This is a genomic window from Koromonas humicola (assembly GCF_059726255.1).
The window spans coordinates 3,514,182-3,539,559 of the sequence record NZ_AP040873.1; the positions used below are offsets into that span (position 1 = coordinate 3,514,182).

Sequence of the window (25,378 nt, forward strand, 5' to 3'; positions counted from 1 at the left end):
GGCGCAGAGCTCGTCTGAATTAGCATTCTTCAGCTACTACGTTCCCCCCGGACAACAACACTCCCATTGAGTACATCCCAACGCACTATGAAAAAGTCCAGTAGCCTTCGCAAAGGCAACGGGATCGCCGCAGGTCCAAGTCCGGCAACCACCGCACATCTCAGAGCAGTCGAGCGGCAGCCATTCAGCCCCAATTCCGTCCAGAAGAAAGCACGTATCGAAGATGCTATCAAGACGGTAAGTGTGTGCCCCTACTGCGCGGTGGGGTGCAGCCAACTGGTGTACGTCAAGGGCGGCAAGGTCATCGATATCGAAGGCAATCCGGACAGCCCGATCAACGGCGGGACGCTATGTCCGAAGGGTGCGAACACCTTCCAGTTGAACGTCAATCCTCACCGGGTCACCGAGGTCATGTACCGTGCGCCGTACTCCGAGAAGTGGGAGAAGAAGTCGCTCGATTGGGCCATGGACCGCGTTGCCGAACTGACGAAGGAGACGCGCGAAAAAGGATTCATTGAGAAGAATGAGAAGGGCGACGTTGTCAACCACGTGCGCAACATGATGTGCCTTGGTGGCGCGACGCTCGACCTTGAAGAGAACTACCTGATGAAGAAGTTGTTGAATGCAGGCCTGGGCATAGTTTCAATCGAAAACCAGGCCCGTATTTGACACAGCGCATCCGTGCCCGGTCTGGGCACTGCATTTGGTCGCGGCGCTGCCACCAATCTTCAGGAAGACCTGCAGAATAGCGATTGCATTCTGATCATGGGTTCGAACATGGCGGAAGCCCACCCAGTCGGATTCCGTTTCCCCATGAAGGCTCGCGAGCGCGGAGCCAAACTGATCCACGTAGATCCGCACTTCTCGCGCACGTCGGCTATGTGCAACCAGTACGTGCCGATCCGCACTGGGACCGATATCGTATTCCTCGGCGCACTGATCAACTACATTCTGCAGAATGAACTCTGGTTCCGCGAGTATGTTCTTGCTTACACCAACGCCAGTGTCATCATTAGCGAGGATTTCAAGGACGCGGAAGACCTGGGCGGATTCTTCGACGGCTACGACGCCAAAACCCGAACCTATGACCCAGAGAAGATCAACTGGAACTATGCCTCCGACGACGGCACGCCGAAGACCCACACCCATGCTGACATTAAGGCGGAGTCATTCAGTGAGCGAGCAGGCGCAATCTCGACGCACAAACCGATAAGCGATCCTACGCTTCAAAATCCGCGATGCGTGCTGAACATCCTGCGTCGGCACTACGCTCGTTATACTCCGGAAATGGTGGAGGAGATTTGCGGGTGTAAGAAGGAAGACTTTCTGCAAGTCGCCGAAACCATGTGTGCCAACTCCGGCCGTGAACGCACAACATCGATTGTGTATGCCGTTGGTTGGACGCAGCACAGCACCGGGGTGCAGATGATCCGCGCAGCAACCATCGTCCAACTTCTACTGGGCAACGTTGGGCGCCCCGGCGGCGGAATCATGGCCATGCGAGGGCACGCTTGTATTCAGGGCTCCACCGACGTTCCGACTCTTTACGAGTTGCTGCCCGGATACCTGCTGCAACCCGCTACCCTGCGCCAGCACACAAGCCTCTCTGACTACATGAAGAAGGAGGCTGTTGAGTTCGGATACTGGGCAAACCTTCCCAAGTTCATGATCAGCCTTTTGAAGGCGTGGTACGGCGACGCGGCCACAAAGGAGAACGATTACGGCTTCGATTGGATTCCGAAACTAGACGCGAACTACTCTCATCTCGCGCACATCGTTCGTATGGCCAAAGGCGAGGTCGAAGGCATGTTCCTCATGGGCCAGAATCCCGCCGCGGGAGCTCCCAATGGGAACCTGCATCGCCATGCTTTGCGAAACCTGAAATGGTTGGTCGTGCGTGATTGGTTTGAAATTGAAAGTGCCTCGTTCTGGTATCTAGGCCCCGAGCATCCCGATCCGAAAACAATCGGCACAGAGGTCTTCTTCATCCCCGCAGGTTCGAGTACCGAGAAAGAAGGAACTTTCACCAACACGCAACGTCTTCTCCAGTGGCACGACAAAGCCGTAGATCCTCCAGGCGATTGCCGCTCGGATGCGTGGTTCATGTACCAACTTGGCATTCGACTGAAGAAGCTCTACGCAGGCTCCACCCTGAAGCGCGATCAAGGTCTTCTCAATCTCACGTGGGACTACGATCAGGATCATCCCGAGATACTGCCGGACGGAAGCGAGAGCCGCATCCAAGGAGAACCTTCAGTCGAGAAGATTCTCAAGGAGATGAATGGCTACACTGTGGCCGACCACAAGCAGGTGAAAAGCTTCAACGAACTCAAGGACGACGGATCCACCGCGTGCGGAGTCTGGATATACAGCGGAGTCTTCCCCAGCGACGACAACAATCGTGCGCGCTCGCGCAAGACGGATCCCAACAATTACGTCAGTCCCGAGTGGGGCTTCTCGTGGCCACATAACCGCCGAATTATGTACAACCGCGCTTCAGCCGATCCCGAAGGCAAGCCTTGGTCTGAGCGCAAGAAATACGTGTGGTGGGACGAACAGCAAAAGCGCTGGACAGGATATGACGTGCCCGACTTCGAACCGGACAAAGCCCCGTCTTATCGTCCGCCCGACGACGCAAAGGGCATGAAAGCTATTGGCGGCGACAAGCCGTTCATCATGAAGTCTGACGGTTGCGGATGGCTATTTGCGCCCACCGGAACTAAGGATGGTCCGCTGCCCACTCACTTTGAACCGATCGAGTCGCCGGTTCCGAACCTACTTTACCCGCAGCGCGACAATCCTACAGTAGAGCTCTACAACGTTCCGGGCAACGAAAAGAATCCGGCACTCGATCCCGAGTTCCCCATTGTCGCGACCACTTATCGACTCACTGAACATTACCTGAGCGGCCCGATGAGTCGCTTCGACAGTTGGCTTAATGAACTCCAGCCCGAGATGTTTGTCGAAATCAGTCCCGAACTCGCGGCCCAGAAAGGCATCGAGCACGGTGGCTGGATGACCGTGTGGAATCGGCGTGGCTCGATGGAAGCTAAAGCCATGGTGACTCCACGCATAAGACCGCTCCGGGTGAATGGGCGCACGCTGCATCAGATCGGAGTGCCCTTCCACTGGGGATTTGCGGGCGAAACTCCGGGAGGAATCGCTAACGACCTGACTGCGATCGTTGCCGACCCGAACGTTAGCATGCACGAAGCAAAGGCGTTCACCGTAGATATTCGTGCGGGACGGCTACCTCGTCCACAAACAGTAAGCAATATGCGACCGGCCCCCTGGCCCGAGCACGGCCCTTCACCCGATACGCCTAAGTCCGATCAGCCCGAAGGTCAATTGTTATGAACCAGCAGCTTGTGCAGATCGCTAACGAAGTCGAGAACGCTTGGAGCCGACCTGCTCCTCCTGCAGTGCGGGAAGAGACAGGTTTCTTCACGGACACGACGCTGTGCATCGGATGCAAAGCATGTGAGGTGGCATGCAAGCAATGGAATCAGCTTCCAGCCGATGGCATGCAACTCACTGGCACGAGCTACGACAACACGCTCATGCTGAGCGACACGACCTGGCGGCACGTAGCCTTTGTCGAACAATTCAATGGAACAAAGCACGACCGCGAAGCAAAGCACGATGGAGCGCTAGACCGTTGGCTCATGATGAGCGACGTCTGCAAACACTGCGAAGTCGCTCCATGCCAGGAAGCTTGCCCGACAGGCTCAATCATCTACAACGAGTTCGGCAATGTTTACGTCCAGCAGGATATCTGCAATGGGTGTGGCTATTGCGTAGCGGCATGTCCATTTGGCGTGCTTGCGCGCAACAAACTTGATGGCCGAGCACACAAGTGCACCTTGTGCTACGACCGCCAGAAGATCGACATGACGCCCGCCTGCGCAAAGAGCTGCCCTACCGAATCCATTCAGTTCGGCCCACTCAAGAAGCTTCGCGAGAAGGCGAAACAGCGAGTTGAGGAGCTGCATGCTCGAGGCGAAACCGATGCTTATCTATACGGCGCCGAGTCGAACGGAGAATACAGCGCGCTGAATTCCTTTTTCTTACTCAAAGATAAACCGTTCACCTATAACCTGCCCGAAGCGCCACGTCGTCCAGTGGCTCACATGAAACGGAACTACATTTTCAGCTTTGCCGTGTCGCTGGCACTCACCGCCATGTCGGCCGTGCTCTTCCACCGAGGAAGCTAAACGTGGCTGATCGAGGATTACTTCCGCAACCCGAGCAGTTTGAGAAGATCACTCCGACGCTGGAGTTAGTCCGCAACGTTAAGCCCCGCAACGACGCTACTCGCGGCTACGAGGACGTCCCCATCCTGAAACGGCCTGTTTGGGGTTGGGAGATTTCGTTCTACTTCTTTGTCGAAGGGGTTAGCGCTGGGATCTATACGCTCGGCACCGTCGCCGACCTCGTCGGCCTAAAGCGCCATCGCGACACAATCGGCTACGGCCGCCTGCTAGCGCTCTTTGCCATGATGCCCGCGCCGGGTCTTCTCATTCTCGATCTTGGACGCCCTGAGCGATTCCATCACATGCTGCGAGTGTTCAAGCCGCGCTCGCCCATGAATCTTGGCACGTGGGCACTCACCAGCTATGCTGTGTTCACCACTCTTCGCGCCGCACACGGACTTGCACACAAGCTGCCCCACATTCCGTACCTTTCCAGGTTTCTGGAGCTCATTCCCGAGCGTTTTGCAAGCGTCATGGGATTGCCCGCAGCGCTCACCATGCTCAGTTATCCTGGTGTCCTGCTTGAAAGCACCAGTATCCCTGTGTGGGCCCACGCGCCTTATCTCGGACCGCTCATCGCAGCAAGTTCCGTAGGCAGCGCTGCCGCCGCTATGTCGTTGGTGGGCGAATTCACCGGCGACGAGTTGGCGATCAGGCATGTGATTAAAATGGAGAACGCCAGTGTTGTTGCGGAGGGTGTATGCCTGGGCGCATATCTCGCCACAGCCAAGAGCGCAGCCAAGCCGCTTGTTTCAGGAGGTCAATCTAAGCTCTTTTGGTTGGGCGCCGTCGCACTCGGAATGATCGTGCCCACAATTCTCCGTCGCCGAAAATCGCGAGTGGCCCGAATTGCCAGCTCCATCATGACCTTGGTTGGCAGCTTGACCCTGAAGTGGGCAATCACCCACGCCGGGCCAGAGTCATCGCAGGATCGCGGCCTAGCCGACCAAAACGCCAGGCGGGGAAGTTGGAAGCCTTAATCCTGGTCAGCAACCTCGCACTGCGATCTTGCAGAAAGCATAGCCTCCGCAGCATACTGAACCGATGCACGCGCGGACGACCGCGAAGATGCGACAGTTGCTCACAACGTGACCACACCTTCGAATCCCGACATCTACAAGCGCCTTCCATCGGTCGATGAACTGCTCCGGTCCACGCAGGTCGCGCCTCTTGTGCCCAAATTCGGTCGGACCACAGTAGTCCAACAGCTCCGCACTGAACTTGAAAACTTGCGATCCCAGATTTCGAAAGGTGTTCTAGGGGACTCGAAACTTGATGCGGCAATCGCTACGCTGCCCATTGAAGTGGCGGCGAAGCTGACTCGCTCAACAGCGCCCTCCCTTCGCCGTGTCATCAACGCCAGCGGGATCGTGATTCATACCAATCTCGGACGTGCACCTCTATCCGCTGAAGCTATAGCGCGAATGGTCGAAGTAGCCGGCGGCTACAGCAATCTTGAATTCCACTTGGACAAAGGCGAAAGAGGCCATCGCGACCAGCACGCACAGCACTTATTTTCGCAACTGCTGGCCCGCGAGGGCGTTCATCAGAAATCCACGCTCGTAGTGAACAATAACGCGGCAGCAGTATTGTTGGCCTTGTCATCGCTCGCGTCAGGCGGCGAGGTCGTCATCTCACGCGGAGAACTCGTAGAGATCGGTGGCTCTTTCCGAATCCCTGACATAATGACCCAGTCAGGAGCTGTGCTACGGGAAGTCGGCACTACGAATCGCACTCGCATAGAGGATTACAAGTCCGCGATCAACGAGAACACTCGACTTCTGCTTCGCGTTCATCGCTCCAACTTCGAGATCGTTGGCTTCACCGAACAGCCATCCCTGCAAGAGCTTGCAGATCTTGCACGGCAGCACAAAATTGCCCTGATGGAAGACCTCGGCTCCGGAGCCTTGGTCGATCTCGCGCAGTACGGAATTCCAAGTGAGCCCGACGTGTACTCGTCCTTGCGTAGCGGAGTTTCGCTCGTGACGTTCAGCGGCGACAAACTGCTTGGAGGTCCGCAGGCAGGTATAGCCATTGGTGAGCTTGAGTTGATAACTAGAATGCGCAAGCACCCGCTATTTCGCGCGCTTCGCGTTGACAAGATGTGTTACGCGGCTCTGGAGGCTACGCTTGCGGCTTACCTGCGCGAGCAACACGAGCAAGTACCAGTGCTGCAAATGCTATCTATCCCTTCGGAAACGATCCGCGAACGATGTGAAGCGCTGGCGACGGACATACCGTCAGCTTCTGTGTGCCCGACGCGCACCATGATTGGCGGAGGTGCCGCTCCGGAAAAATCGCTTCCAAGTTTTGCTGTATCAATCCGACCAGCGCTCGTAAATGCAACAGAGCTGGCAAGCAGGTTGCGAAATCAAGAAACGCCAGTTGTCGCCAGAATTGAAGATGAACGTGTGCTGCTCGATTTGCGTACCGTCAACCCTGATGACGATCGACTTCTAGCGAAGCTATTGGCACAAGCTCTGGAGAGCCTGCGTTCACCGGCCTCCGTGAATCACTAGTCATCCTGCAACTCTGCAACGGCTTTATTTCTTCGGTCCAGTCGGGAAATCCTTTGAAAGACTCTTGATGATTGACTCGGACGGCAGTCCGCCTTTGCATCCCGGATGGCCAAATCCGCTCGGACTGGAACCATCTTGCTGGATGTCGAGAATCATATTGTCATTTTGATCCGGTGTGACGCCTCGAGGTACAGCGTCGAGTTTAAGTTGATGCCGCACTTTCCAGGCAATCACATGATCGGCGCACGAAGTATCTCCGCTGAGTCCCAACCCTCCCACCATCTTTCCCTGACTGTTGTAGAGCGGAAGACCTCCTCCAAAGACGATAATTCCGCCGATCTGTTTCCCAACCATCGGATCATTGCTCTGTCCGTAGCTGTTGGGATCGCCGAAGATCGCGTTGGGATTCGGAGGTGCACTGGTTGCGAGGCTGTAGAGGCTTTTTCCTGGTTGTGCGGGATAGTACAGATTTGCCGTGGACAGGCCGAAGTTTGGCCCACTTAGCGCGTTGGCCGTGTTTGCCTTCTCGGCGGAGATCAACCGACTTCCGGGCCATTGATCGCTGGCTTGGTTGCCGCTGAACACAACGGCGCAGACCACACCGTTGCGATTCACGATGCTGGCCCATTCCTGATTTCCCATTCCACCGTTTCCCTTCTGCCCCTGCTTCGCCACACTCTGCACAACTGAACGCAGACTGTCATGATCGGGCAGTTCCTCGCAGCCCGACGCCTTCGACTGCGCCGACGCAAAGGGCAGATGGAAAAAAGACAAGGCTCCAAGCAAGAGAGCGACCCGGCAGATGCTATCCGATTTCATAAGGCTCAACTTCGTCATGAAGCCTTATGAATGTCTCGCCGTAACCCGTGTTGCTTCGAGAACGCATCAACATTGTGCGGGAATATGGAGATTATGCACTCTGTTCCCTAAATCACGGCACCTGCGATCAATGGAAGCGGCACCTCTGTACAGCTAGGGCGCCCCGCCCACTCTCAATCTGCAGAGCGCCCGAGCGCCTATTCCTAATCCATCTTCCAGCACAGCGGCTCAATCCCTCACCAACCATTAGTGAGGAAGCGGGTGATGCGTGTCATTCCGATGTTCCTTCTGTTGATGGAGGAACAAAGGAAGCGCAATCAGAACCAGCGCTGCGACTATTCCAAGTCCTGGAAGATTGAAAATCACGAACAACGCGACGGGGATGGCCAAGAGGATGATGGCCAGTATTTCGATGGAGAGTTTCATGGCAGCAACCTCCTTTCCACCGAGTTCACTTCATAGGCGAGCTACCCCATTTCGCTGTTTTGGTTTCGAAAGTTTCGGCCTCCCAACTATAGCGTCCACCGTTTCCCCCTTTCGAAAGTACCGCGTTCAGGCGTTCGAGCCAACCGCACTCTAGCGCTCCACCCCATTACGCGCATGTCACTACGCCATTTCAGTGACAGCAGGCATCGATCATTGTGATTATGTTTATGGGACTAAACGACTACAAGATGATTCGTTCATCCCCCGTGCGACGCGTGACGTGCTCTCGATCGAGATATTCAAGCAATGGAATGGCGTATTTGCGAGAAACTCCGGCAACGTCCTTAAATCGAGATACATCGATCTTCGGCGACTGCGGTCTAAGTGCCGATACAGTCTTCTTCAATTCGTCCAGGGCTTTGCTGTGAAAGACGAGATCCTCATTCACCTTGATCAGCACTTTGTCTCGCAGCAGCATTGTCACGATTGTCCTTGCCCGCGTGGAATCAATTTTCAGACCAGCCAGAACTTCTTTTAGCGACGGAACTTTCAGTCCCGCGCTCGCAAACGCCTGCTCAATCTTCTGCTTCGATGCGGCCTCTTCGTCCTTCATCTGCACACGATGCCCAGCCAGGCTCACCTGCTCTCCAGTTGCGGACAGCTTCTTGACCGCAAGCAGGTGCTCAAAGACTCCGGCGAAAACCTTTGGCTCCAACTTGCTCTTCTCCAGCAACTCTCCCTTGCTTATGCCAGCAGCAAGAGGATTCTGCACGTGGAAGTTCTGAACCATACCAACGATTTCGGCCGAGATCTGCTGAAACACTTGAGCTGAAATCAACACTTCCTTAAACCGGATTACCTCGGCACGAGGGACCTTTTCCAGCGCTTGCCTCAACCGATCAGCGCTCCAACCCGTTTCATAAGTTGCGTCATGCATCAGCAAACCACGCCGTTCGCGGCGAGCCACCAACACCTGCAATTTGTGAACGTCATCAGCCTTGCTGAGCTGATCGAGCATCTTCATGCGAGCTTCGATACTGATGCGCCGCATCGGATTCACATCCACAATTGTGCCACCGCCGATGGTAATGACCGGTGAAAACTGACGCACGATGAAACGATCTCCGGGCGCGCACGCGACCGGAGATGCAGTCCGAAGTTGCGCCCACGCTGTTGTACCGGGAGAAACCTCATCGTCCTCATACAACGAGACTCTGGCAATCGTCTCCATTGTGTACAGGTGCAGATGAACTTCGGCATGGTTCTTCAGTGGGCTTACACCGTTTAACAATGTAAGTTGCACATCAAGTCTGCACGATGGGCGTAGCAGTCCTGGCTGGGCCAGTACCATTCCGCGCTGCACCTGATCTTGCGCGACACCGGCGATGTTCAGCGCCGTGCGCTGTCCGGCAAGGGCACTCTCTGACTCCGCTCCATGAACCTGCAGTCCGCGAACACGAATTCTGCTGCCCACAGGGAGAAGCTCAACTTCCTGTTCCTTTCGCAGTTGGCCAGAAATCGTTGTTCCGGTAACAACAGTTCCGAAGCCCTTCATACTGAACACGCGGTCAATCGGCAGTCGAAACGGTGCATGCGCATCTTTTTGAGCCGTCTCCATTGCGACTCGTGCAAGTTCCTGCTTCAGGTCTTCAAGCCCGTGCCCGGTCTTCGCACTGACGGCAATCATGGGAGCGCGCGTCACATCCAAAAACGATCCGCGCACAAACTCTTCGACCTCCATGCGGACCACTTGCAGTGTCTCCTCGTCCACTAGATCGGCCTTAGTCAGCACCGTAATTCCGTGTGAAACCTTCAGCAGGCGACAGATATCGAAGTGTTCGCGAGTCTGCGGCTTGATCGAGTCTTCGGCAGAAATAACGAACATCAGGATGTCGATCCCGCCAACACCTGCAAGCATGTTCCTGACGAATCGCTCGTGCCCAGGGACGTCCACGAATCCGACGCGCACGCTTGCTTCGGGCGTAGGCAGAGCCATGTGCGCGAAGCCCAGATCGATCGTGATGCCGCGTCGCTTCTCTTCTTCAAGGCGATCAGTATCGATGCCCGTTAAGGCACGCACGAGCGCGGTCTTGCCATGGTCGATGTGGCCGGCAGTGCCGACAATCACAGACTTCATGAGCTTAAGTTATGCCAAAGTCCCGCGCCTTCACAAGCTTGAGTTGTCTCAGCATCTTTGGGAGGGTGAAGAAATGGCGGAAGCGCGTGTGAGTCGAACACACCAGAGACAGGGTGGACCTGCCTCTCACCGGTTTTGAAGACCGGGAGCATCACCGGACACTACTCGCTTCCTTGAGACTCAAGGACCGAAGTCGCAATTGTAACGTCCCACGAACTTACCGAGCAACGCACGTAGCTTGTCCCGCTACAGAAACATCTTTGAAGAGAAACTCTGTTGCTGACCATTGTTGCATCGTCTTTTGTTTTATTCGAAATCTCAAGCAACCGCTCACAGACGTACTCAGTCAAATGCCGTATCCCGAACTGCCCTCAGTCATCACCGAGGGGCTGGCCAACCATAGCTCATTCCATCGCAGACGGTGCGATCCAGTAGAGGAGTGCGAAATGGCCAATACATCTCGTGTCGACGTTTCCATCGAAAACCTACGCCCCCGATCCGAAGAAGAAATCTTCCAGTTGATTGCCGCCGAGCGCGAGCGCTTGCTTCACGAGCGAGGCTTGTCATCAGGTCCCTCCGCGCATTTTGCGAGACCAGCAGAGAGGCCGTTCACGGGCGACGAGCGCAACAAGGTCACCATCCTCTTCGGTGGCCTCACATGGAAACACGAGAAGGTGATCCAGGCAGTGTTCCACGGCAGCGGGTACAAGTGCGAAATCCTTCCTGTTCCGAATGTCTCTGCGTTCCAACAGGGCAAGGAGTATGGCAATAACGGACAGTGCAATCCTACATACTTCACTGTCGGCAATCTCGTGCAGTATCTGAAGTTTCTCGAGTCGACCGGGAAATCTCGACAGGAAATCATCGACAACTACGTCTTCTTCACCGCCGGTTCGTGTGGCCCCTGTCGATTCGGAATGTATGAGTCTGAGTATCGCCTGGCTTTACAGAATGCTGGGTTCGACGGCTTCCGCGTACTGCTCTTCCAGCAGGACGACGGGGTGAAGGCCGCCTCGGGAGAAGCAGGACTGAAGTTTTCCGTCGACTTCGGGATGGGGATGTTCAATTCGCTAAACCTCGGCGACATCATGAACGAGATGGCATATCGCATTCGCCCTTACGAGGTAGAAAAAGGAAAAACGGACAAGGTGTTTGGGGACGCGATGGATACCCTCTGCACTATGCTCCGCGAGCGTCCGCCGTACGAGTTTGCGGAGCGGAGCCCGATCATGAGAAATCACCTGGATCAAAAGAAGGATGCGAAATGGTACAGGACCATGAATTCTCTCGGGAAAGTTTGGGAGCACCTCTATGGCGAGCCATACAAGGACGCAATGCGGGAAGTTCGCGAGCAATTAGAAACTATCGAAGTGGACCGTTTGCGCGTGAAGCCCGTCGTGAAAATCATTGGCGAGTTCTGGGCACAAATCACGGAAGGTGACGGAAACTTCAACATGTTTGCGTTCCTTGAGCGTGAAGGCGCGCAAGTTCTTGTCGAGCCGATTGGCACTTGGGTGATGTACATGATGTACCAGGTGAAAGAGCGCGCCCGCTTCCGGCGCGCCATCGATGCGCCCTACAGGAACGTTCGCTGGTACGAGGCAAAGAAGCATCTTGCAAATGAGCTCAGCTTCCGCAAGAAGTGGCTGATGATGACGGTTGGTGAACGGATTTACGATCGTCAATATAGGCGAGTAATAGAAGGGCTAGGCGGACTTGCGCATCAGTTGGTTCCGCAGAAGGAGCTGGCTGAGTTGGCCAATCCGTTCTACAACCAATTTGCCCGTGGCGGCGAAGGACACCTTGAAGTCGGCAAGAATGTATACTACACAACCAATCGCCTGTGCCATATGGTGCTCGCGCTCAAGCCGTTCGGCTGCATGCCCTCAACTCAGTCGGACGCCGTGCAATCAGCGGTCGCGAACCGCTACAAAGAAATGATCTTCCTCCCAATCGAAACCTCCGGCGAAGGCGAGATCAATGCGCACAGCCGAGTGCAGATGGCTCTTGGAGAAGCAAAGGTCAAGGCACGCCTGGGTTTCGAGGAAGCGCTTGCGAAGTCAGGCCAAAGGCTAGAAGACATTCGAGAGTATGTGGATGAAAATCCGAAGCTGCGTAACGTCTTCTATCACGTGCCACACCGTCACGGAATCACAGGCGAGGCAGCCAACTTTGTCCTCCACGTGGGCGACCTGATGCGCAGCCACCCCCGAATCTGGCCGGTATCACGTCCTGTCGCAGCATAGTTCTATTTGACGCGATGCAAACCCCGCCGCAGAGTCGGCGTGCCTTTAAGAGTGGGGAATCTTCATGAGCCACGAGCACAGGCCAAAGGGCATTGACGTTGCACTTGATTCGCTCGTAAGTAGTCCGCGCAAAAGTGCGGCGGAACCGCGCCTTATCACCAAGCCACAACCTTCCGGAAACATCTCGTATTTCGTCGGCTTGGATGTGGGCTCCACGACGGTGAAAGCCGTAGTGGTAGACCCTTCTACCGATGCCATACTCTGGCAGGACTACCAGCGGCACGAAACGAAGCAACCTGAAAAGGTTCTCGAATTCTTGTTGCGAATGCAGAGCGAAATCGGAATTGCGCCCGGCAATACCCGCATATTCGTCACCGGCTCTGGCGGCGGTTCACTTGCAAATCTCGTCGGCGGGAAGTTCGTCCAGGAAGTGACGGCAGTGTCCTTGGCCGTTGAGAAGCTACACCCTGAAGTGAACTCCGTCATCGAACTCGGCGGCCAGGATGCCAAGATCATCGTCTTCAAAGAAGATGAGAGCACCGGGCGCAAGAAGAAGATTCCGTCGATGAACGACAAGTGCGCAGGCGGAACTGGTGCGGTGATCGACAAGATCAACGCAAAGCTGAAGATCCCGGTAGATGAGCTTTGCGATCAGGGCTACCACGGCGTCAAGTTGCATCCTGTCGCTGGAAAGTGTGGTGTCTTCGCCGAGACGGACATAAACGGATTGCAGAAACAAGGCATTCCACCTGATCAACTCATGGCGTCATTGTTCGACGCCATTGTATTGCAGAACCTCAGCGTGCTGACCAGGGGGCACACACTTCGCCCACACGTTCTGCTCCTCGGAGGTCCCAACAGTTTCATTCGCGGCATGCGCGAAGCCTGGCAACAGAACATCCCCCGAATGTGGGAAGAACGAAAGGTCGAGTTACCCGAAGGAGCTAAACCGGAAGATCTCATCAAGGTTCCACAGAACGCGCAATACTTCGCTGCGCTCGGTGCAGTTGAATTCGGTAAAGACGAAGAACTCGAAATCGGAGTTTATCGCGGCACTGAATGTCTCGAAGATTACATCCAGGTCGGGCGCGAGCAAGAGAAGGCGGCTTCAGGAGCAGAAGGGCTAAGCGACTCCGAAGAAGAACTTGCGGACTTCAAACGCCGTTACGCAGTAAAGAAGTTCACACCGGAGCAGTTCGAACCCGGCTCGGTCGTTCGCGGATTCGTCGGAGTGGATGGTGGCTCGACGTCAACCAAAGCAGTGCTGATCGACGAATCAGGCAATATGCGCTGCAAGGCCTATCAACTCTCAAACGGCAATCCCATCCAGGACACAGTCGATATGTTCTTTGCTCTCCGCGAGCAGGTAGAGGCACAAGGCGCAACCCTCAATGTACTTGGAGTTGGCACCACTGGCTATGCAAAGGACGTTTTGAAGGACGTTCTCCGCGCCGATGTTGCTCTGGTCGAGACCGTTGCCCACACAGAGTCTGCGATGCGCTTCTATGAGCATCCAGACTGCATCGTCGATGTAGGCGGACAGGACATCAAGTTAATCGTTCTGAAAGATGGCCGCGTAAAGGACTTCAAACTCAACACTCAATGTTCCGCCGGCAATGGCTACTTCCTGCAGTCCACTGCAGAGTCGCTTGGCATAGAAGTTGAGAAGTATGCCGACATCGCGTTCTCGGCTGAGACAATGCCTCTTTTCGGATATGGCTGCGCAGTCTTCATGCAGTCAGATATCGTGAATTTTCAGCGCCAGGGATGGCAGCCAAAAGAGATTCTCGCAGGCTTGGCGGCAGTGCTTCCGAAGAACATCTTCCTATACGTCGCCGCTATTCCGAATCTATCGAAGCTGGGTTCGCGCTTCATCCTGCAAGGCGGCACGCAAAAAAATCTTGCCGCAGTGAAAGCTGAAGTCGATTTTGTGAAATCTCATTTTCACGGACAGGGTGAGCCTGACGTGATTGTGCATGAGCACTGTGGAGAATCGGGTGCGATAGGTGCTGCCGTTGAAGCGATGCGACTCTACAACAACGGCCATCGCACCGAGTTCATCGGCGTGGACGCCGTGCAGAAGATCGCCTATCGCACGACTCGCAACGAAGACACTCGTTGTTATTTCTGCAAGAATAATTGCCTGCGCACATTCATTGACGTGCATGTGGATTCCGTTCAAGCGAGCGATAATCCTCTGGCGGTCTTCAAATCCAAGGTTCCGCTTCAGGCGGGCGAACGACGTCTGATCATTTCGACTTGCGAGAAGGGGCAGGTCGAAGACGTGAATGCCATGCGTGGTATCAAGGCCGGACTGGAAGCAGTAAAGAACGCCAACCCAAACTACGTCGAGATCGCTTCCCGCGAAGTCTGGAAAGCACGCAATCCGGCATCGGTTGCCGACCCCATTCCTACTGTTCGCCCCTGGACCTCCGCTGCCGGCAAGCGCCGTCTCGAACTAATGGAAAAGCGCAAGACCATTCGCATCGGGATGCCTCGCGTACTCAACATGTATTCCTACGCACCGCTCTTCAGCGGATACCTCGAAGCTCTCGGGGTCCCAGGAGAGAACATCGTCTATTCGGATTTCACGAATCGCGAAATGTATAAAGCCGGAGCGAACCGCGGAGCGGTGGATCCATGCTTCCCCTCAAAAATAGGGATCCCGCACATCTACAACTTGATTTACGCGAAGCACGCGAAGAAGCCATTGGACGCCATCTTCTTTCCCATGATCGATGTGCTCACGACGACGTTGAAGGTTTGCACGGGATCGAATGCGTGTCCTACGGTTACCGCTACTCCTAACGCGGTAAAGGCGGCGTTCACGAAGGAAGGCGATCTCTTTGCGGAGAACGGAATTCAGTATCTCGATCCGATTCTGAATCTGGCGGACCGCAAACTGTTTGGCCTGCAAATGTTTCGTGCTTGGAGTCATGTACTCGGAGTGTCTGAGGACGAGAATGAACGCGCGATCGACACCGGTTTCCGAATTCAGCAAGATTTCGATTCTTCCATGCGCAGTCGGGCCCGCCAAACCTTAGACGAATTGGAACGTGACAATCGCATCGGAATCGTAATGCTTGGCCGCGTCTATCACCACGATCCCGGGGTGAATCACGAGATCATGGACGAATTCCAGAAGCTCGGGTACCCAATTTTTTCGCAAAGCTTCCTGCCTCTCGATGATGATCTCTTAGGCAGGTTGTTCGCCGAAGACGTCGCCACAGGCAGGATCAAGCACGCGCTCGATATAAGTGACGTTTGGAAGAATGCCTACTCGGCAAGTACAAATCACAAGATCTGGGCCGCAAAGTTCACTGCACGCCACCCGAACTTGGTCGCCCTTGAAGTCTCAAGCTTCAAGTGTGGCCACGATGCGCCGATCTACACGGCAATTGAACAAATCATCGAGAACTCCGGAACTCCGTACTTCTCATTCAAAGACCTTGATGAGAACAAGCCCACGGGCTCCATCAAGATCCGCGTTGAGACAATTGACTATTTCCTGAAGCGCTATCGCGAAGACATTCTCAAGCGCCAAGTGGCGTTGCAGGAAGTGGACCAGCAGTTAGCAAACCTCGAGGTGCTCCTTCGCGCAAAGATGCAGCAGATTGCAGCATAACGATACAGCGGAGCTTGACTATGCTTGACGGCAAGAAGATCATGTTCGAAATCTTTCGTGAGCGCCAGGACGGGGAGTATCGAGTCGTTTACTTCACCGAACTTGGCGAGCACGAAAAAGAAGATGCGCTCTCGGACGCGATGAACGGACGGCATGTGTTTTCGGGCTACTTGCTGCACCGCGACAGTGAGCATGCGAAGTCAGTGGTTACTCAAGTTCTGATCCGATTGAACGCTGGTGAAGCGCTCACTGACGAGCAACTCGAATCCGAGCTAGGAGGAGTCTGCGTTTAGCGTGCGACGGCGCTTGCATGCAGGTTCTCATCTCCTAAGATGACTGAGATTCGCTGATCACTGCTCGACTCGGATCAGCGGCTTCGTCTTGGACAACACATCTCCGATGTTGGATGCATTGATCTGTTCAGAGCGGAGAGCGCTGACAAGAGAATCCGCATCAGTTGCTCCGAGAGCGATGAGCAGGCCCCCTGCCGTTTGCGGGTCGTAGAGAAGCGACTCCAGGTGCTCAGGTACGGAATCGCCTTGCACGCAGCCACTTGCAAACTCACGATTGTTCCTCAGGCCGCCGGGAACGAAGCCGCGCTCAACGCACTCCAAAGCACCGGGAAGCAACGGCACTGCAGAAGCAACGATGCGAAGACTCGCATCGCTACCCAAGGCCAGTTCGCGAGCGTGTCCGAGCAGTCCGAATCCGGTGACATCGGTCATGCCATGAACGTCGTACTGAAGAGCAATCTCTGAGGTTCGTTTGTTGAGTGTCGTCATGGCCGCTGTCGCCGCGGCGATCCACTCAGGAAGTGCCTCTCCGCGCTTGATAGCGGTTGAGATTACTCCGGTCCCCAATCCCTTGGTGAAGATTAGCTTGTCACCAGGACGTGCGCCGGAGTTTGTGAGCAGACATCGAGGATTGATGGTTCCAGTGACGGAGTAGCCGAACTTGATCTCCGGATCGCGAATGCTGTGGCCGCCAATCACGGCGCATTCAGCTTCGACCATCTTACTGAGGCCGCCAGCAAGTATCTGCTCAAGGATTCCGGAATCTTCCTTCTCGGGGAAGCAAACCATTGCAAGTGATGAGATAGGCTTTCCGCCCATCGCATACACATCGCTCAAAGCATTAGTGGCTGCAATCTGTCCGAAGGTGTAGGGATCGTCGACAATGGGCGTGAAGAAGTCCACCGTTTGCACGAGCGCGAGGTCAGGAGTGAGGAGATACACTCCGGCATCGTCGGCTTTGTCGAAGCCAACCAGAACATTCGGGTTATCTTGCCGGGCTAATTTCCCAAGCACCGAGTCCAGCACCGCCGGACTTAGCTTGCTCGCTCAACCTGCGGCCTTGACCGTCTCCGTCAGTCGGACTCGCTTCTCTTGCGCCATCGCTAGATCGTACTACGGGACGTATTGTAAGGCTACCTCATCGCGGGGCCTGTCCTGCACGCGAAAGCCGCGCACGGTGATAACCGGACAAGGAGCGTCAGAGATCACTCCGTAGGCAGTCGCCCCTAATTGATGAGTGCCAACCGGACCAAGTTGAGCGTGCTTGTGGCAGAGTCCCAACACGATCAGATCGGCGTGCCGCTCCTCGGCTGCTCGGACGATGCACGAGTCGGCCGCACCGAATTCAACTGCATACTGCAGGCGTTCCTCTGGACGGGACGGCATGTGCACATGGTTGAGGCCTTCGGTGACAAATTCCGCCTCCATGATCCTCGCCGTGAGCGGCTCTGATTTCATTTCCTGCAAGACATGCAACAGCGTTAACTTGCTCTGGTTTTGGTGAGTGAGATACAGGGCGTATCGGAGTGCATTCAGCGACTCAGGAGAGAAATCAGTTGCGACGAGGATGTTGGCGAATTCGACATTTTCGACTACGGCTTTGATAGAGCGTGGACCGACCGTGAGCACAGGACACTCTGAAAGTCTGAAAATCTCTTCGGCGACAGATCCCCAAATTATTTTGTTAAGCCCACGCCGCCCATGTGTTCCGATTGCAACCAGATCGACCTGCTTCCTCTCGATGAGATCAGAAAGAACCGGCCAGACATAACCGTGGTCAGCAAAGACCTCGTGTGCGACTTCCTTCAGGCACGAGGAATTCGCGGATTCAATCAGTTGATCGCGCACGCTTTGCTCGGCTGCCTGCAGCACTCTATCTCTGACGTCTAGAGGCAGGTCCTTGTATCCATCTGGTGTCAGGACGTGTGCCATGAGCACCTGGGCGTGGTGCAGTTGTGCAAGCTTGTAGACATACGGCAGGACTGCGTCAGAACACGGGGACAGATCAGTCGGATAGAGGATAGTGTTAAGCGACAACGTCTGAGGCGCTGGGTCGCCCACCGGAATATCACTCCTTGGCACTCGCGGAACATGGCTAAGAACTTGTGCCAAGCTGTGCGGTGACGGCGGAGTGCCGGTGATGATCTCTGCTCCGCTTTGCACGATCTCGGTTATAAGATCGGCGCCAGCATCATCAAGCAGACAGAGCTTTGCGAGATTCAGGATGACAGACTTCTTCTGCATCAGCACGGACAAGACCCTGTAGTAGCAACGCATCTCGTCTACGTCATTGCCGATCAGCTCGCCGCTCAAGACGAACGTAGCCAAGTCTTCTTCGTTGTGGATGTCGATCTTGAGCATGTGCCCCTCCGTCCGTGCACAAGGTCGGGGTTTGTCGTAAACTCAACGCCGCTCCGTGTGCGCAGGCGCCGCCTTGGAACCAGCTCCAGATTTCAGAAACTTAATGCCTCCTAGCCCCAAGCGTTGCGCGGAGCATATGTCCAGTTCCACTCACAGTCAGTGCGTGAAGTCACATGAGAGATGTGACAATCCATGGTTTCAGCAATGCGCGGGCCATTCAGAAGTATGATCACGATGCAAGTCCTGTTACTTCACCCTCATTGAATACGGAGCATGGGTGCGGTAACCAGGATATGTGCTCTACTGCCGTAGAGATTCGGGAGAGATGCAGTTGGCCAAGTTTCTGCGCGCAGTAACGCGTACTGCCGCACTCGCAATCCTTGTACTTGCAGCGGCTGGTGCCGAGATGCCGGCTGCACAGGAATCGCCCAATCTGAATTTGTTGGAAAAGTCGATTGAGGTTAGTCGCAAGGACTGGGAGCAAGCAGATCGGTATGATTACTTCAATCGAGAGCTCAAAGGGAGTAACAGCCGAACATACGAAGTGATGATGCTCGACGGATCGAGGTATTCGCGCCTGGTCGAGATAGATGACAAGCCGCTCTCAGCGGAGCAGGAAGGCTGGGAGCGAGATCGACTGAAGGCGGAGATAGCTAGGCGTAAGTCTGAGACCAGGCAACAATGGCAGCAGAGGATCGCAGAGTACAGAAAAGAGCTTGATCGCAACCAACTGTTTTTGCAGGAACTCCCGAAAGCTATGGAGTTCAAGTCTCTTGGGCAGCAAGTAATCGAGGGCAGACCGGTGTACGTCTTCGAAGGTCGTCCGAAGAGTTCGTATCGGCCGCCGAACAAAGAAGCCAAGGCTCTGACGGGGATGCGAGGTCGCTTGTGGATCGATGCTGCAACTCTTCACTGGGTGATGGTGCATGCAGAGGTATTCCGGCCCGTGTGGATTCAGAACTTCGCTCAGGTAACTCCCGGCACGAGCTTCCACATGGAACAGAAGCCGATAGCGTCGGGCCTGTGGATGCCGAGTCGCTTCACAATGCGGGTCAAAGCCAAGGTGCTCTTTGTGTTCACACGGGATGCACATCAAGACTCGACTTATTTTGGGTACCACGAATCGAACACTACTCCGGAGTTAGACGACGAATGATGTAATTCCCTGGCACCTTACGAGACAACCTATTCTGTTCCACGCTCGTGTGCGGGAATATCGAGAAGCGGCTGCCTAAGACTCTGACTCATTCCGATAACAGTAGCCATGATCACAATCATCAATGTTCCGAACACAGGCACGATGATTCCAAAACGCGGTCCCATGCTCCTTGCAGCGAGTCCGACAGCAGGCGGAGCGCATATGCCGCCCGTGAGGGCAATTGCGAACATAGCGCCAAAAACTGTCCCGGCGAACCTTTGATAACGATCTCCAGCTATCGCTAATACGGTTGGATAGATTGCTGCGAAAGACAAACCTGAGAGGACCACACCCGCAGCCATTCCTGCCGGATATCCATGGCACGCAAATATTGTCACTGTTCCAGCGAGTGACCCGATGGCGCTCACCATGACGATCTGTTGCTTGGAGAACACCTTGAGTAATTGAGCCGCGATGATGCGACCAACTGCCATTGAGAGCTGATATCCAGCTAGTACGAGCGTTGCCCAACGCGCTGTCGCGCCTGCTTCTCCAAGCCACGTAGAAGTGAATGTGCTCATCACCTGCTCGTTCGCAGATTCGAAGAACAAGAGGAATGCGAATAGCAGAACTCCCGGATAAGCAATTACCTTGACGGCCTGCCCCAGTGAAAAACTGTGCGCCTCTCGGGCAGGCGGGAATGGCGAAAACAGGTACATCAGGCCACATAACGCGGAGAACGATGCGGCTACGGTGATCGCCGACCCAGGGGACATTCTTACCGCGAGCAGCGGCACAAGAACACCTCCTGCGCCGAAAAAGACCCCGAGGATGTTCAGCATAGCTCCGCGATTGTCATCATAAAGTTCAGATACAGCAGCATTCGTCGAGGTGTTCAATCCACCGCCCCCGAAGCCGAGCAACAGCGCTGAAGCGCACGCGAGTGAAAAGGAGTCCGCCGCTCCAAAACTCCAGAACGCTGCCGATACCAGAAATGAAGAAGTAGCGAGGACCAACCTGTTACCGAAGCGATCGATGATTGGCCCCACAATGACCGTTGAAAGCCAGATTCCGAGAAACAACAACGAAGAAAGTTCGCCCTGTTTCAAAACGTCGACGTGCAGGCGGCTTCGGAACTCAGAAAAGCCAAACAGTGTTCCTAGCAGAGTGAGAGAGAAGCCAAACTCTGCCATTCCGGCACACGCCGCCATGAACAGATATCCTCGCCTAGATGGAATCATCGTTACCCCTGGTCAAAGACTCGAGCTAACTTCACTCATATTGGTGCTGCTTTATCTATATTGAAGAACTCATGCTGAATGCGCGCACCCTACTGTTATTGGCGGAGCTTCTTCGCTTTCTCTGTCCTGCTCGGAATTGCAATGCGTCAAATCCAAGATAGGACGCACCGAGGAGATTCGCGTCATTACCCAACCTGCTCAGCACGATCTTTACTTGCTTCGCGGCTAGCGGCTGAGCCTGCTTTAGTGCAACTTGCTTCATTTCCTTCCAGAAGCAATCGGCCGCCTGAACAAGGCCTCCACCGATCACGACCACCTCAGGATCGAAGAGACTTATGACCGTAGCGACAGCCGTACCCAGCAATTGAGCCATCTTGCTCCAGACCATCTGAGCGGCTGCGTCGCCTTCTCGTGCAAGCTGTGCGATGTTGTAGGAGGTCAATTGTGCTTCAGGCAATTCGCTCATTCGACCACCCAGACCAGTCTCAATCAAAGCACTGGCGAGTCGGACAATTCCCGGGCCTGACACAAACGTCTCGAGGCACTCAATCTCACCGGAGTCGCTCGGGGTATGCGGAGCTAGCGCCATCCATCCGGCGCAGCCAGATAACCGGTGAGCGCCACGAGCGAGCTTTCCGTCCACAAGGATTCCGGCACCAATTCCGGTACCCACGATCATGGAAACTACGTCAGACTTGCCGTGCGCGGCTCCCTTCGGAGAGAACACCTCGCCAAGCACTGCACCCGCTCGGTCACTATCGACCGCAACTGGAACGCCAAGCCTCTCCTGCAAGAGTCGCCCCAAAGCTATTCGCTTCCAGCCCTCGATGTTCGGTGCCCAGACAGTGCCGTCCTGACGCACCAGTCCGGGGACGACGACACCAGCCGCGGAGACTTGCAGTTCATTTGCAGAGTCGTTTATCAGGTCAACTGCTAAGCGGACCATTTGGCCAACGGGAGCAAGCCGAAGTGATTCGTCAACAGGCTCGGTGCGCCGCGCTAGAATTGTGCCCTCTCGGTCTACGATTGCCACACAGACCTTCGTGCCACCCAGATCGATGGCTAGTACTGCACTTCGCTTCGGCATCGCCATTCACCGGAGAACGCTCATATTGCGCATTCTCCGACCTCCTGCGGGTTCGGACCCGCCGCAACGTATTCGAAATGCGAGCCGGCCCCGGTGACTGAACGGGGTCGGCTCTGGGAAGCAACTACCGGCGCAGCGACCGTTCGTACTCCTCGTAGACTTTCGCGTAGTTGTCAGGCGGAATTCCCGGAACGTTGGGAGAGACGAACACTGGCGGTGTTTTGCCGAGCTTTGCCAAGTTCGTTGCCGTCTGCGACATAATCGCCATGCCAATCATGACGGTAGCGATTGTCGAGCTTGCCCCGACTGGCGCTTTCCAACCCTCGATTTTGACCAGTGCGTCTTCCGGAGGACAGCAGTTGTCAATCACCACATCGCTGCAATCGGCGAGTTTCTTTCCGCTCGAGTGATCTGCTTTGCGAACCTTGTAGTTTGCCATCGAGGTGACACAAACAACCTTGAGTCCGCGCTTCCTCGATTCCATTGCAACTTCGATTCCGGCCGCGTTCAGGCCACCGTGCGAGAAGATGAGCATCACATCTCCGCTCTGGATTGGCTCGTTTTCGAACAGCAACTGCACATACCCTTCGCGACGTTCCAGCCATAGCAATCCCTTAGCCCCGCCAGACCCGATCACGTTGGTCCACATCAGCCGCGAATCCATGAATGGCCTGAACCCTGGGTATGCACCGTAACGGGGAAACATATCCTGCACCGGCAGCACTGAATGGCCACTGCCAAACATGTGAACCAAGCCCTTGTTGGCTATGGCTTCCGACATCAAAGCTGCGGCCTGTTCGATGTTCTTTGCCTGAGTATCCCAAATAGCCGAAATAACTTCCGCGATCCTATCCTTATACTGATAAAGACTCACACTTCCTCCTCAACATCTTGTCTTCCAAGAATGAAAAATTCTAGAAATCTACGCGATAGACACGGGCGCTTTCACCGGGTATGTCCATTGCCAACCCCAGCGATTTTTCTTTGAGAGTGACTGCTTCTCCGGTCATTAGCTCCGTCACTGCCCGTGGTGCTTTCTCGTTCGCATCGGCAAACTGCACGTGTGCTTGCGTTTTGTCGTGGTTCAGAAAAACGAGCAACTTGCCTTTCGGACTGCTCATAACCCGCAGTTCCACGAATGAGGACGCCTTCATCTGCGGGTGAGAGACGCCTGCCCATTGAGCAAGCAAATCTGCCAGAGGATGATTTGCAACCGGAGTCAACGCGTTAGGCTCACCCGCGAAAGTTCCAAGGATCACGATGCTTCCACGGCCATAAGCCTTCTCATACGCGGCGGGAGTACCATCTTCGAATTTCGCGACGACCTTGGCTGAAGGATCCAACTGTTCAAATTGCTCTTCGAAACTCATGCCCGGGAAACTAGCCGTTCCCCACTGCACACTGAACTGCTTACCAGGAAGCACTTGAGATTCGCGTACTCCCGTCATCTTGTGCCAACCAAATCCGGGGAGGATAGGTTGCGCGTGTCCTTGTTCATCAACCCAGCCCGGCCGCGCTTCCACAAACAGGTGACCGCCATCTGCAACATACTGTCTTAGTTTGTCCGCCATCTCTGCGGTGAGCAGCAGCGGGTAAGGAACTATGACCAGCTTGTAAGCATGCAACTTCTCAACATCCAACTCACGTGCACTGGGGAAATCGACGGGAATATTGCGTTCGAAGAACATGCGGTGGTAGCCAGCAACTGCGCGATGCATGGAACGCCGGTCTCCATATGCCTGCTCTCCTCCTAGGAGCGGAACAAGTGGGTTGAAGACGACCGCCACCTCTGCAGACTGCGGCTTTGCAGTAAGAATGAAGTCAGCGTTCTCCGAGATTTTGCGGGCGACAAATCCTGCTCGCTGACTACGCTCGGTCAGCTTGCCATCCAAATTGATAAGCCCGTAGCCGAGGGATTCATACCCTGTACTCATGGGATAGAAGGCATAGTAGTTAATGGCTTTTGCGCCGCGTGCTACCATTCCCCAGGTGTAGAGTTCAAGATCGCTGGGCGTAATCGGATTGCCCGAAATCGTGCCATGCACTCCGTAGCCGCCCTGTAGCTCTCCGACGTAGAACCCTTTGTCGCCGGTGATTGCGCGGGTCATATCCATAACCAACGCGCGGCGCTGAAGGTTCATATCGTGCTCAGGCGATGTGAGCTTCGGATAGAAACTGGTTCCGAAGTAATCGACGGAATTCTTCATCAGGTAGTCATCTGACGCATCCATCGCATCCGCCATGGTACGGAACACTGGAGAAGGATTCGGGGCGTGGCTGGTGGTGACGTGGATCTGGTCGATATCCTTGATCGCAATATTGCGCATCTTGAGATCGCCCGCAATCTTGTCCGCTATAAACGTGCGCCAATCTATAAAGTCGGTATAAGTAAGTATCGTTCCAAAGCGCGGCGGTTCTACGTCATCCCACTTCTCGAATGTTCGGTACCACGCCTTGTTCAACGCTTCTAACGTTCCATACTTCGCCTTTAGCCATTCCCTGAAGCGAGCCTGGGTGTAGGGGCAGTAACAGAATTGTGGGCTGGCCATGTACTCTGGCTCGGCCCAATTCATCACTGCGGGTTCGCTCCACAAGTCCCACGCATAAAATGCGGGGCTCTTGGTTGCATGTTTGGCCGCTTCCTGAAAGTACTTCAACATAACGCGGCGCACTCCGGGATGATCGAAACAGTACCCGGGTGCAGCCTGCGACTTCACTACCAATCCGCCCTGAGACATGAAATTTCCATCAGGGAATCTCTTACCCACCCATTCCGGTGCGGAGTCAGCGTAGACCTGGATGATCACTTTCAGACCGACCTCGTCTGCAAGTTTCAACATCAGATCGAGATTCTCGAAGTGATACTCTCCCTCGCGCGGCTCATTCGTCGACCACTCGGTCCACGTGCGAACCGTGTTGAATCCCAACTTCTTAATACTTACGAGGTCTTCTCGCCACTCGTTTTCCGAGTTCGCCGTGATCGGGGATAGCATCGGGGCGCGAGCCTTGCCACCGCTGTACCATGTAGAGACCGGAAAGAAAGTTGGGTTTCCGTGCGTTGCTTTCTCGTTGGGCGCAGGTGTCGCGGGAGCGACCTGTCCATCAGCTGCGACAGCCAAGATTCCAGTTAAGACTGCGAGAAAGCATATTGAACTAAGCCTGAGCTTCATTTGATACAAGTCCTCAAACTACAGTTGCTGCTTCAAAAATGCACTGTGCGAATGTCGGAATAC

General features: G+C 54.9%; 18 protein-coding genes and 1 tRNA gene. 9 read left to right on the plus strand and 10 right to left on the minus strand.

What is annotated here, in order from left to right; translation table 11 throughout:
• Positions 1 to 87 precede the first annotated feature (87 nt).
• The 5 genes from AC6IZD_RS15435 (at position 88) to selA (ending at position 6,772) form a co-directional block, all read left to right on the plus strand.
• Complete coding sequence (locus tag AC6IZD_RS15435; protein ID WP_497784288.1) at positions 88 to 669, plus strand: hypothetical protein; 582 nt, start codon at positions 88 to 90, stop codon at positions 667 to 669.
• Between the two features lie 12 nt (positions 670 to 681).
• A complete protein-coding gene (locus tag AC6IZD_RS15440) occupies positions 682 to 3,357 on the plus strand; it encodes a molybdopterin-dependent oxidoreductase (RefSeq protein ID WP_497784289.1) in 2,676 nt (891 codons plus the stop codon).
• Positions 3,354 to 4,214, plus strand: coding sequence for a 4Fe-4S dicluster domain-containing protein (locus AC6IZD_RS15445; RefSeq protein WP_497784290.1), 861 nt, complete (start codon positions 3,354 to 3,356; stop codon positions 4,212 to 4,214). Before AC6IZD_RS15440 ends, AC6IZD_RS15445 begins: the two co-directional genes overlap by 4 nt.
• A gap of 2 nt (positions 4,215 to 4,216) precedes the next feature.
• Positions 4,217 to 5,233: an NrfD/PsrC family molybdoenzyme membrane anchor subunit gene (nrfD, locus tag AC6IZD_RS15450; protein WP_497784292.1), complete on the plus strand. Its 1,017-nt coding sequence runs from the start codon at positions 4,217 to 4,219 to the stop codon at positions 5,231 to 5,233.
• A gap of 108 nt (positions 5,234 to 5,341) precedes the next feature.
• The gene (gene selA, locus AC6IZD_RS15455; RefSeq protein WP_497784294.1) at positions 5,342 to 6,772 is read left to right on the plus strand and encodes an L-seryl-tRNA(Sec) selenium transferase; all 1,431 of its coding nucleotides are present in this window, start codon (positions 5,342 to 5,344) and stop codon (positions 6,770 to 6,772) included.
• Positions 6,773 to 6,796: 24 nt separating this feature from the next.
• Here the strand turns inward: selA and AC6IZD_RS15460 are convergent, their stop codons facing one another.
• The 4 genes from AC6IZD_RS15460 to AC6IZD_RS15475 all read right to left on the minus strand — a co-directional run bounded on the left by AC6IZD_RS15460 (position 6,797) and on the right by AC6IZD_RS15475 (position 10,327).
• A complete protein-coding gene (locus AC6IZD_RS15460) occupies positions 6,797 to 7,591 on the minus strand; it encodes a heme-binding protein (protein WP_497784295.1) in 795 nt (264 codons plus the stop codon).
• A 246-nt stretch (positions 7,592 to 7,837) separates the two neighbouring features.
• Positions 7,838 to 8,017, minus strand: coding sequence for a hypothetical protein (locus AC6IZD_RS15465; protein ID WP_497784297.1), 180 nt, complete (start codon positions 8,015 to 8,017; stop codon positions 7,838 to 7,840).
• A 241-nt stretch (positions 8,018 to 8,258) separates the two neighbouring features.
• Positions 8,259 to 10,154, minus strand: coding sequence for a selenocysteine-specific translation elongation factor (selB, locus tag AC6IZD_RS15470; protein ID WP_497784298.1), 1,896 nt, complete (start codon positions 10,152 to 10,154; stop codon positions 8,259 to 8,261).
• 74 nt (positions 10,155 to 10,228) lie between these two features.
• A tRNA-Sec gene (locus AC6IZD_RS15475) sits at positions 10,229 to 10,327 on the minus strand.
• A gap of 273 nt (positions 10,328 to 10,600) precedes the next feature.
• Here AC6IZD_RS15475 and AC6IZD_RS15480 point away from each other — a divergent pair.
• The 3 genes from AC6IZD_RS15480 to AC6IZD_RS15490 all read left to right on the plus strand — a co-directional run bounded on the left by AC6IZD_RS15480 (position 10,601) and on the right by AC6IZD_RS15490 (position 16,318).
• Positions 10,601 to 12,400, plus strand: a complete 1,800-nt coding sequence (locus AC6IZD_RS15480) for a hypothetical protein (protein ID WP_497784299.1) — start codon at positions 10,601 to 10,603, stop codon at positions 12,398 to 12,400.
• 64 nt (positions 12,401 to 12,464) lie between these two features.
• Complete coding sequence (locus AC6IZD_RS15485; RefSeq protein WP_497784301.1) at positions 12,465 to 16,025, plus strand: BadF/BadG/BcrA/BcrD ATPase family protein; 3,561 nt, start codon at positions 12,465 to 12,467, stop codon at positions 16,023 to 16,025.
• A gap of 20 nt (positions 16,026 to 16,045) precedes the next feature.
• Positions 16,046 to 16,318, plus strand: a complete 273-nt coding sequence (locus AC6IZD_RS15490) for a hypothetical protein (protein WP_497784303.1) — start codon at positions 16,046 to 16,048, stop codon at positions 16,316 to 16,318.
• A gap of 57 nt (positions 16,319 to 16,375) precedes the next feature.
• Here AC6IZD_RS15490 and selD read toward each other — a convergent pair whose 3' ends face one another.
• On the minus strand, positions 16,376 to 17,419 hold the full coding sequence (selD, locus tag AC6IZD_RS15495; RefSeq protein ID WP_497784305.1) for a selenide, water dikinase SelD: 1,044 nt from the start codon (positions 17,417 to 17,419) through the stop codon (positions 16,376 to 16,378).
• A 12-nt stretch (positions 17,420 to 17,431) separates the two neighbouring features.
• Positions 17,432 to 18,679, minus strand: a complete 1,248-nt coding sequence (locus AC6IZD_RS15500; protein ID WP_497784307.1) for a universal stress protein — start codon at positions 18,677 to 18,679, stop codon at positions 17,432 to 17,434.
• A 331-nt stretch (positions 18,680 to 19,010) separates the two neighbouring features.
• Here AC6IZD_RS15500 and AC6IZD_RS15505 point away from each other — a divergent pair, with 331 nt between their 5' ends.
• Positions 19,011 to 19,835, plus strand: coding sequence for a hypothetical protein (locus AC6IZD_RS15505; RefSeq protein WP_497784309.1), 825 nt, complete (start codon positions 19,011 to 19,013; stop codon positions 19,833 to 19,835).
• A 29-nt stretch (positions 19,836 to 19,864) separates the two neighbouring features.
• Here AC6IZD_RS15505 and AC6IZD_RS15510 read toward each other — a convergent pair whose 3' ends face one another.
• The 4 genes from AC6IZD_RS15510 to AC6IZD_RS15525 all read right to left on the minus strand — a co-directional run bounded on the left by AC6IZD_RS15510 (position 19,865) and on the right by AC6IZD_RS15525 (position 25,264).
• Positions 19,865 to 21,058 (minus strand): MFS transporter, encoded by a 1,194-nt coding sequence (locus AC6IZD_RS15510; protein ID WP_497784310.1) that lies wholly within the window; start codon positions 21,056 to 21,058, stop codon positions 19,865 to 19,867.
• A gap of 55 nt (positions 21,059 to 21,113) precedes the next feature.
• Complete coding sequence (locus tag AC6IZD_RS15515) at positions 21,114 to 22,145, minus strand: ROK family protein (protein WP_497784312.1); 1,032 nt, start codon at positions 22,143 to 22,145, stop codon at positions 21,114 to 21,116.
• 124 nt (positions 22,146 to 22,269) lie between these two features.
• A complete protein-coding gene (locus AC6IZD_RS15520) occupies positions 22,270 to 23,019 on the minus strand; it encodes a sugar isomerase domain-containing protein (RefSeq protein ID WP_497784314.1) in 750 nt (249 codons plus the stop codon).
• A 40-nt stretch (positions 23,020 to 23,059) separates the two neighbouring features.
• Positions 23,060 to 25,264, minus strand: coding sequence for a beta-galactosidase (locus AC6IZD_RS15525; protein ID WP_497784316.1), 2,205 nt, complete (start codon positions 25,262 to 25,264; stop codon positions 23,060 to 23,062).
• Between the last annotated feature and the right edge of the window lie 114 nt (positions 25,265 to 25,378).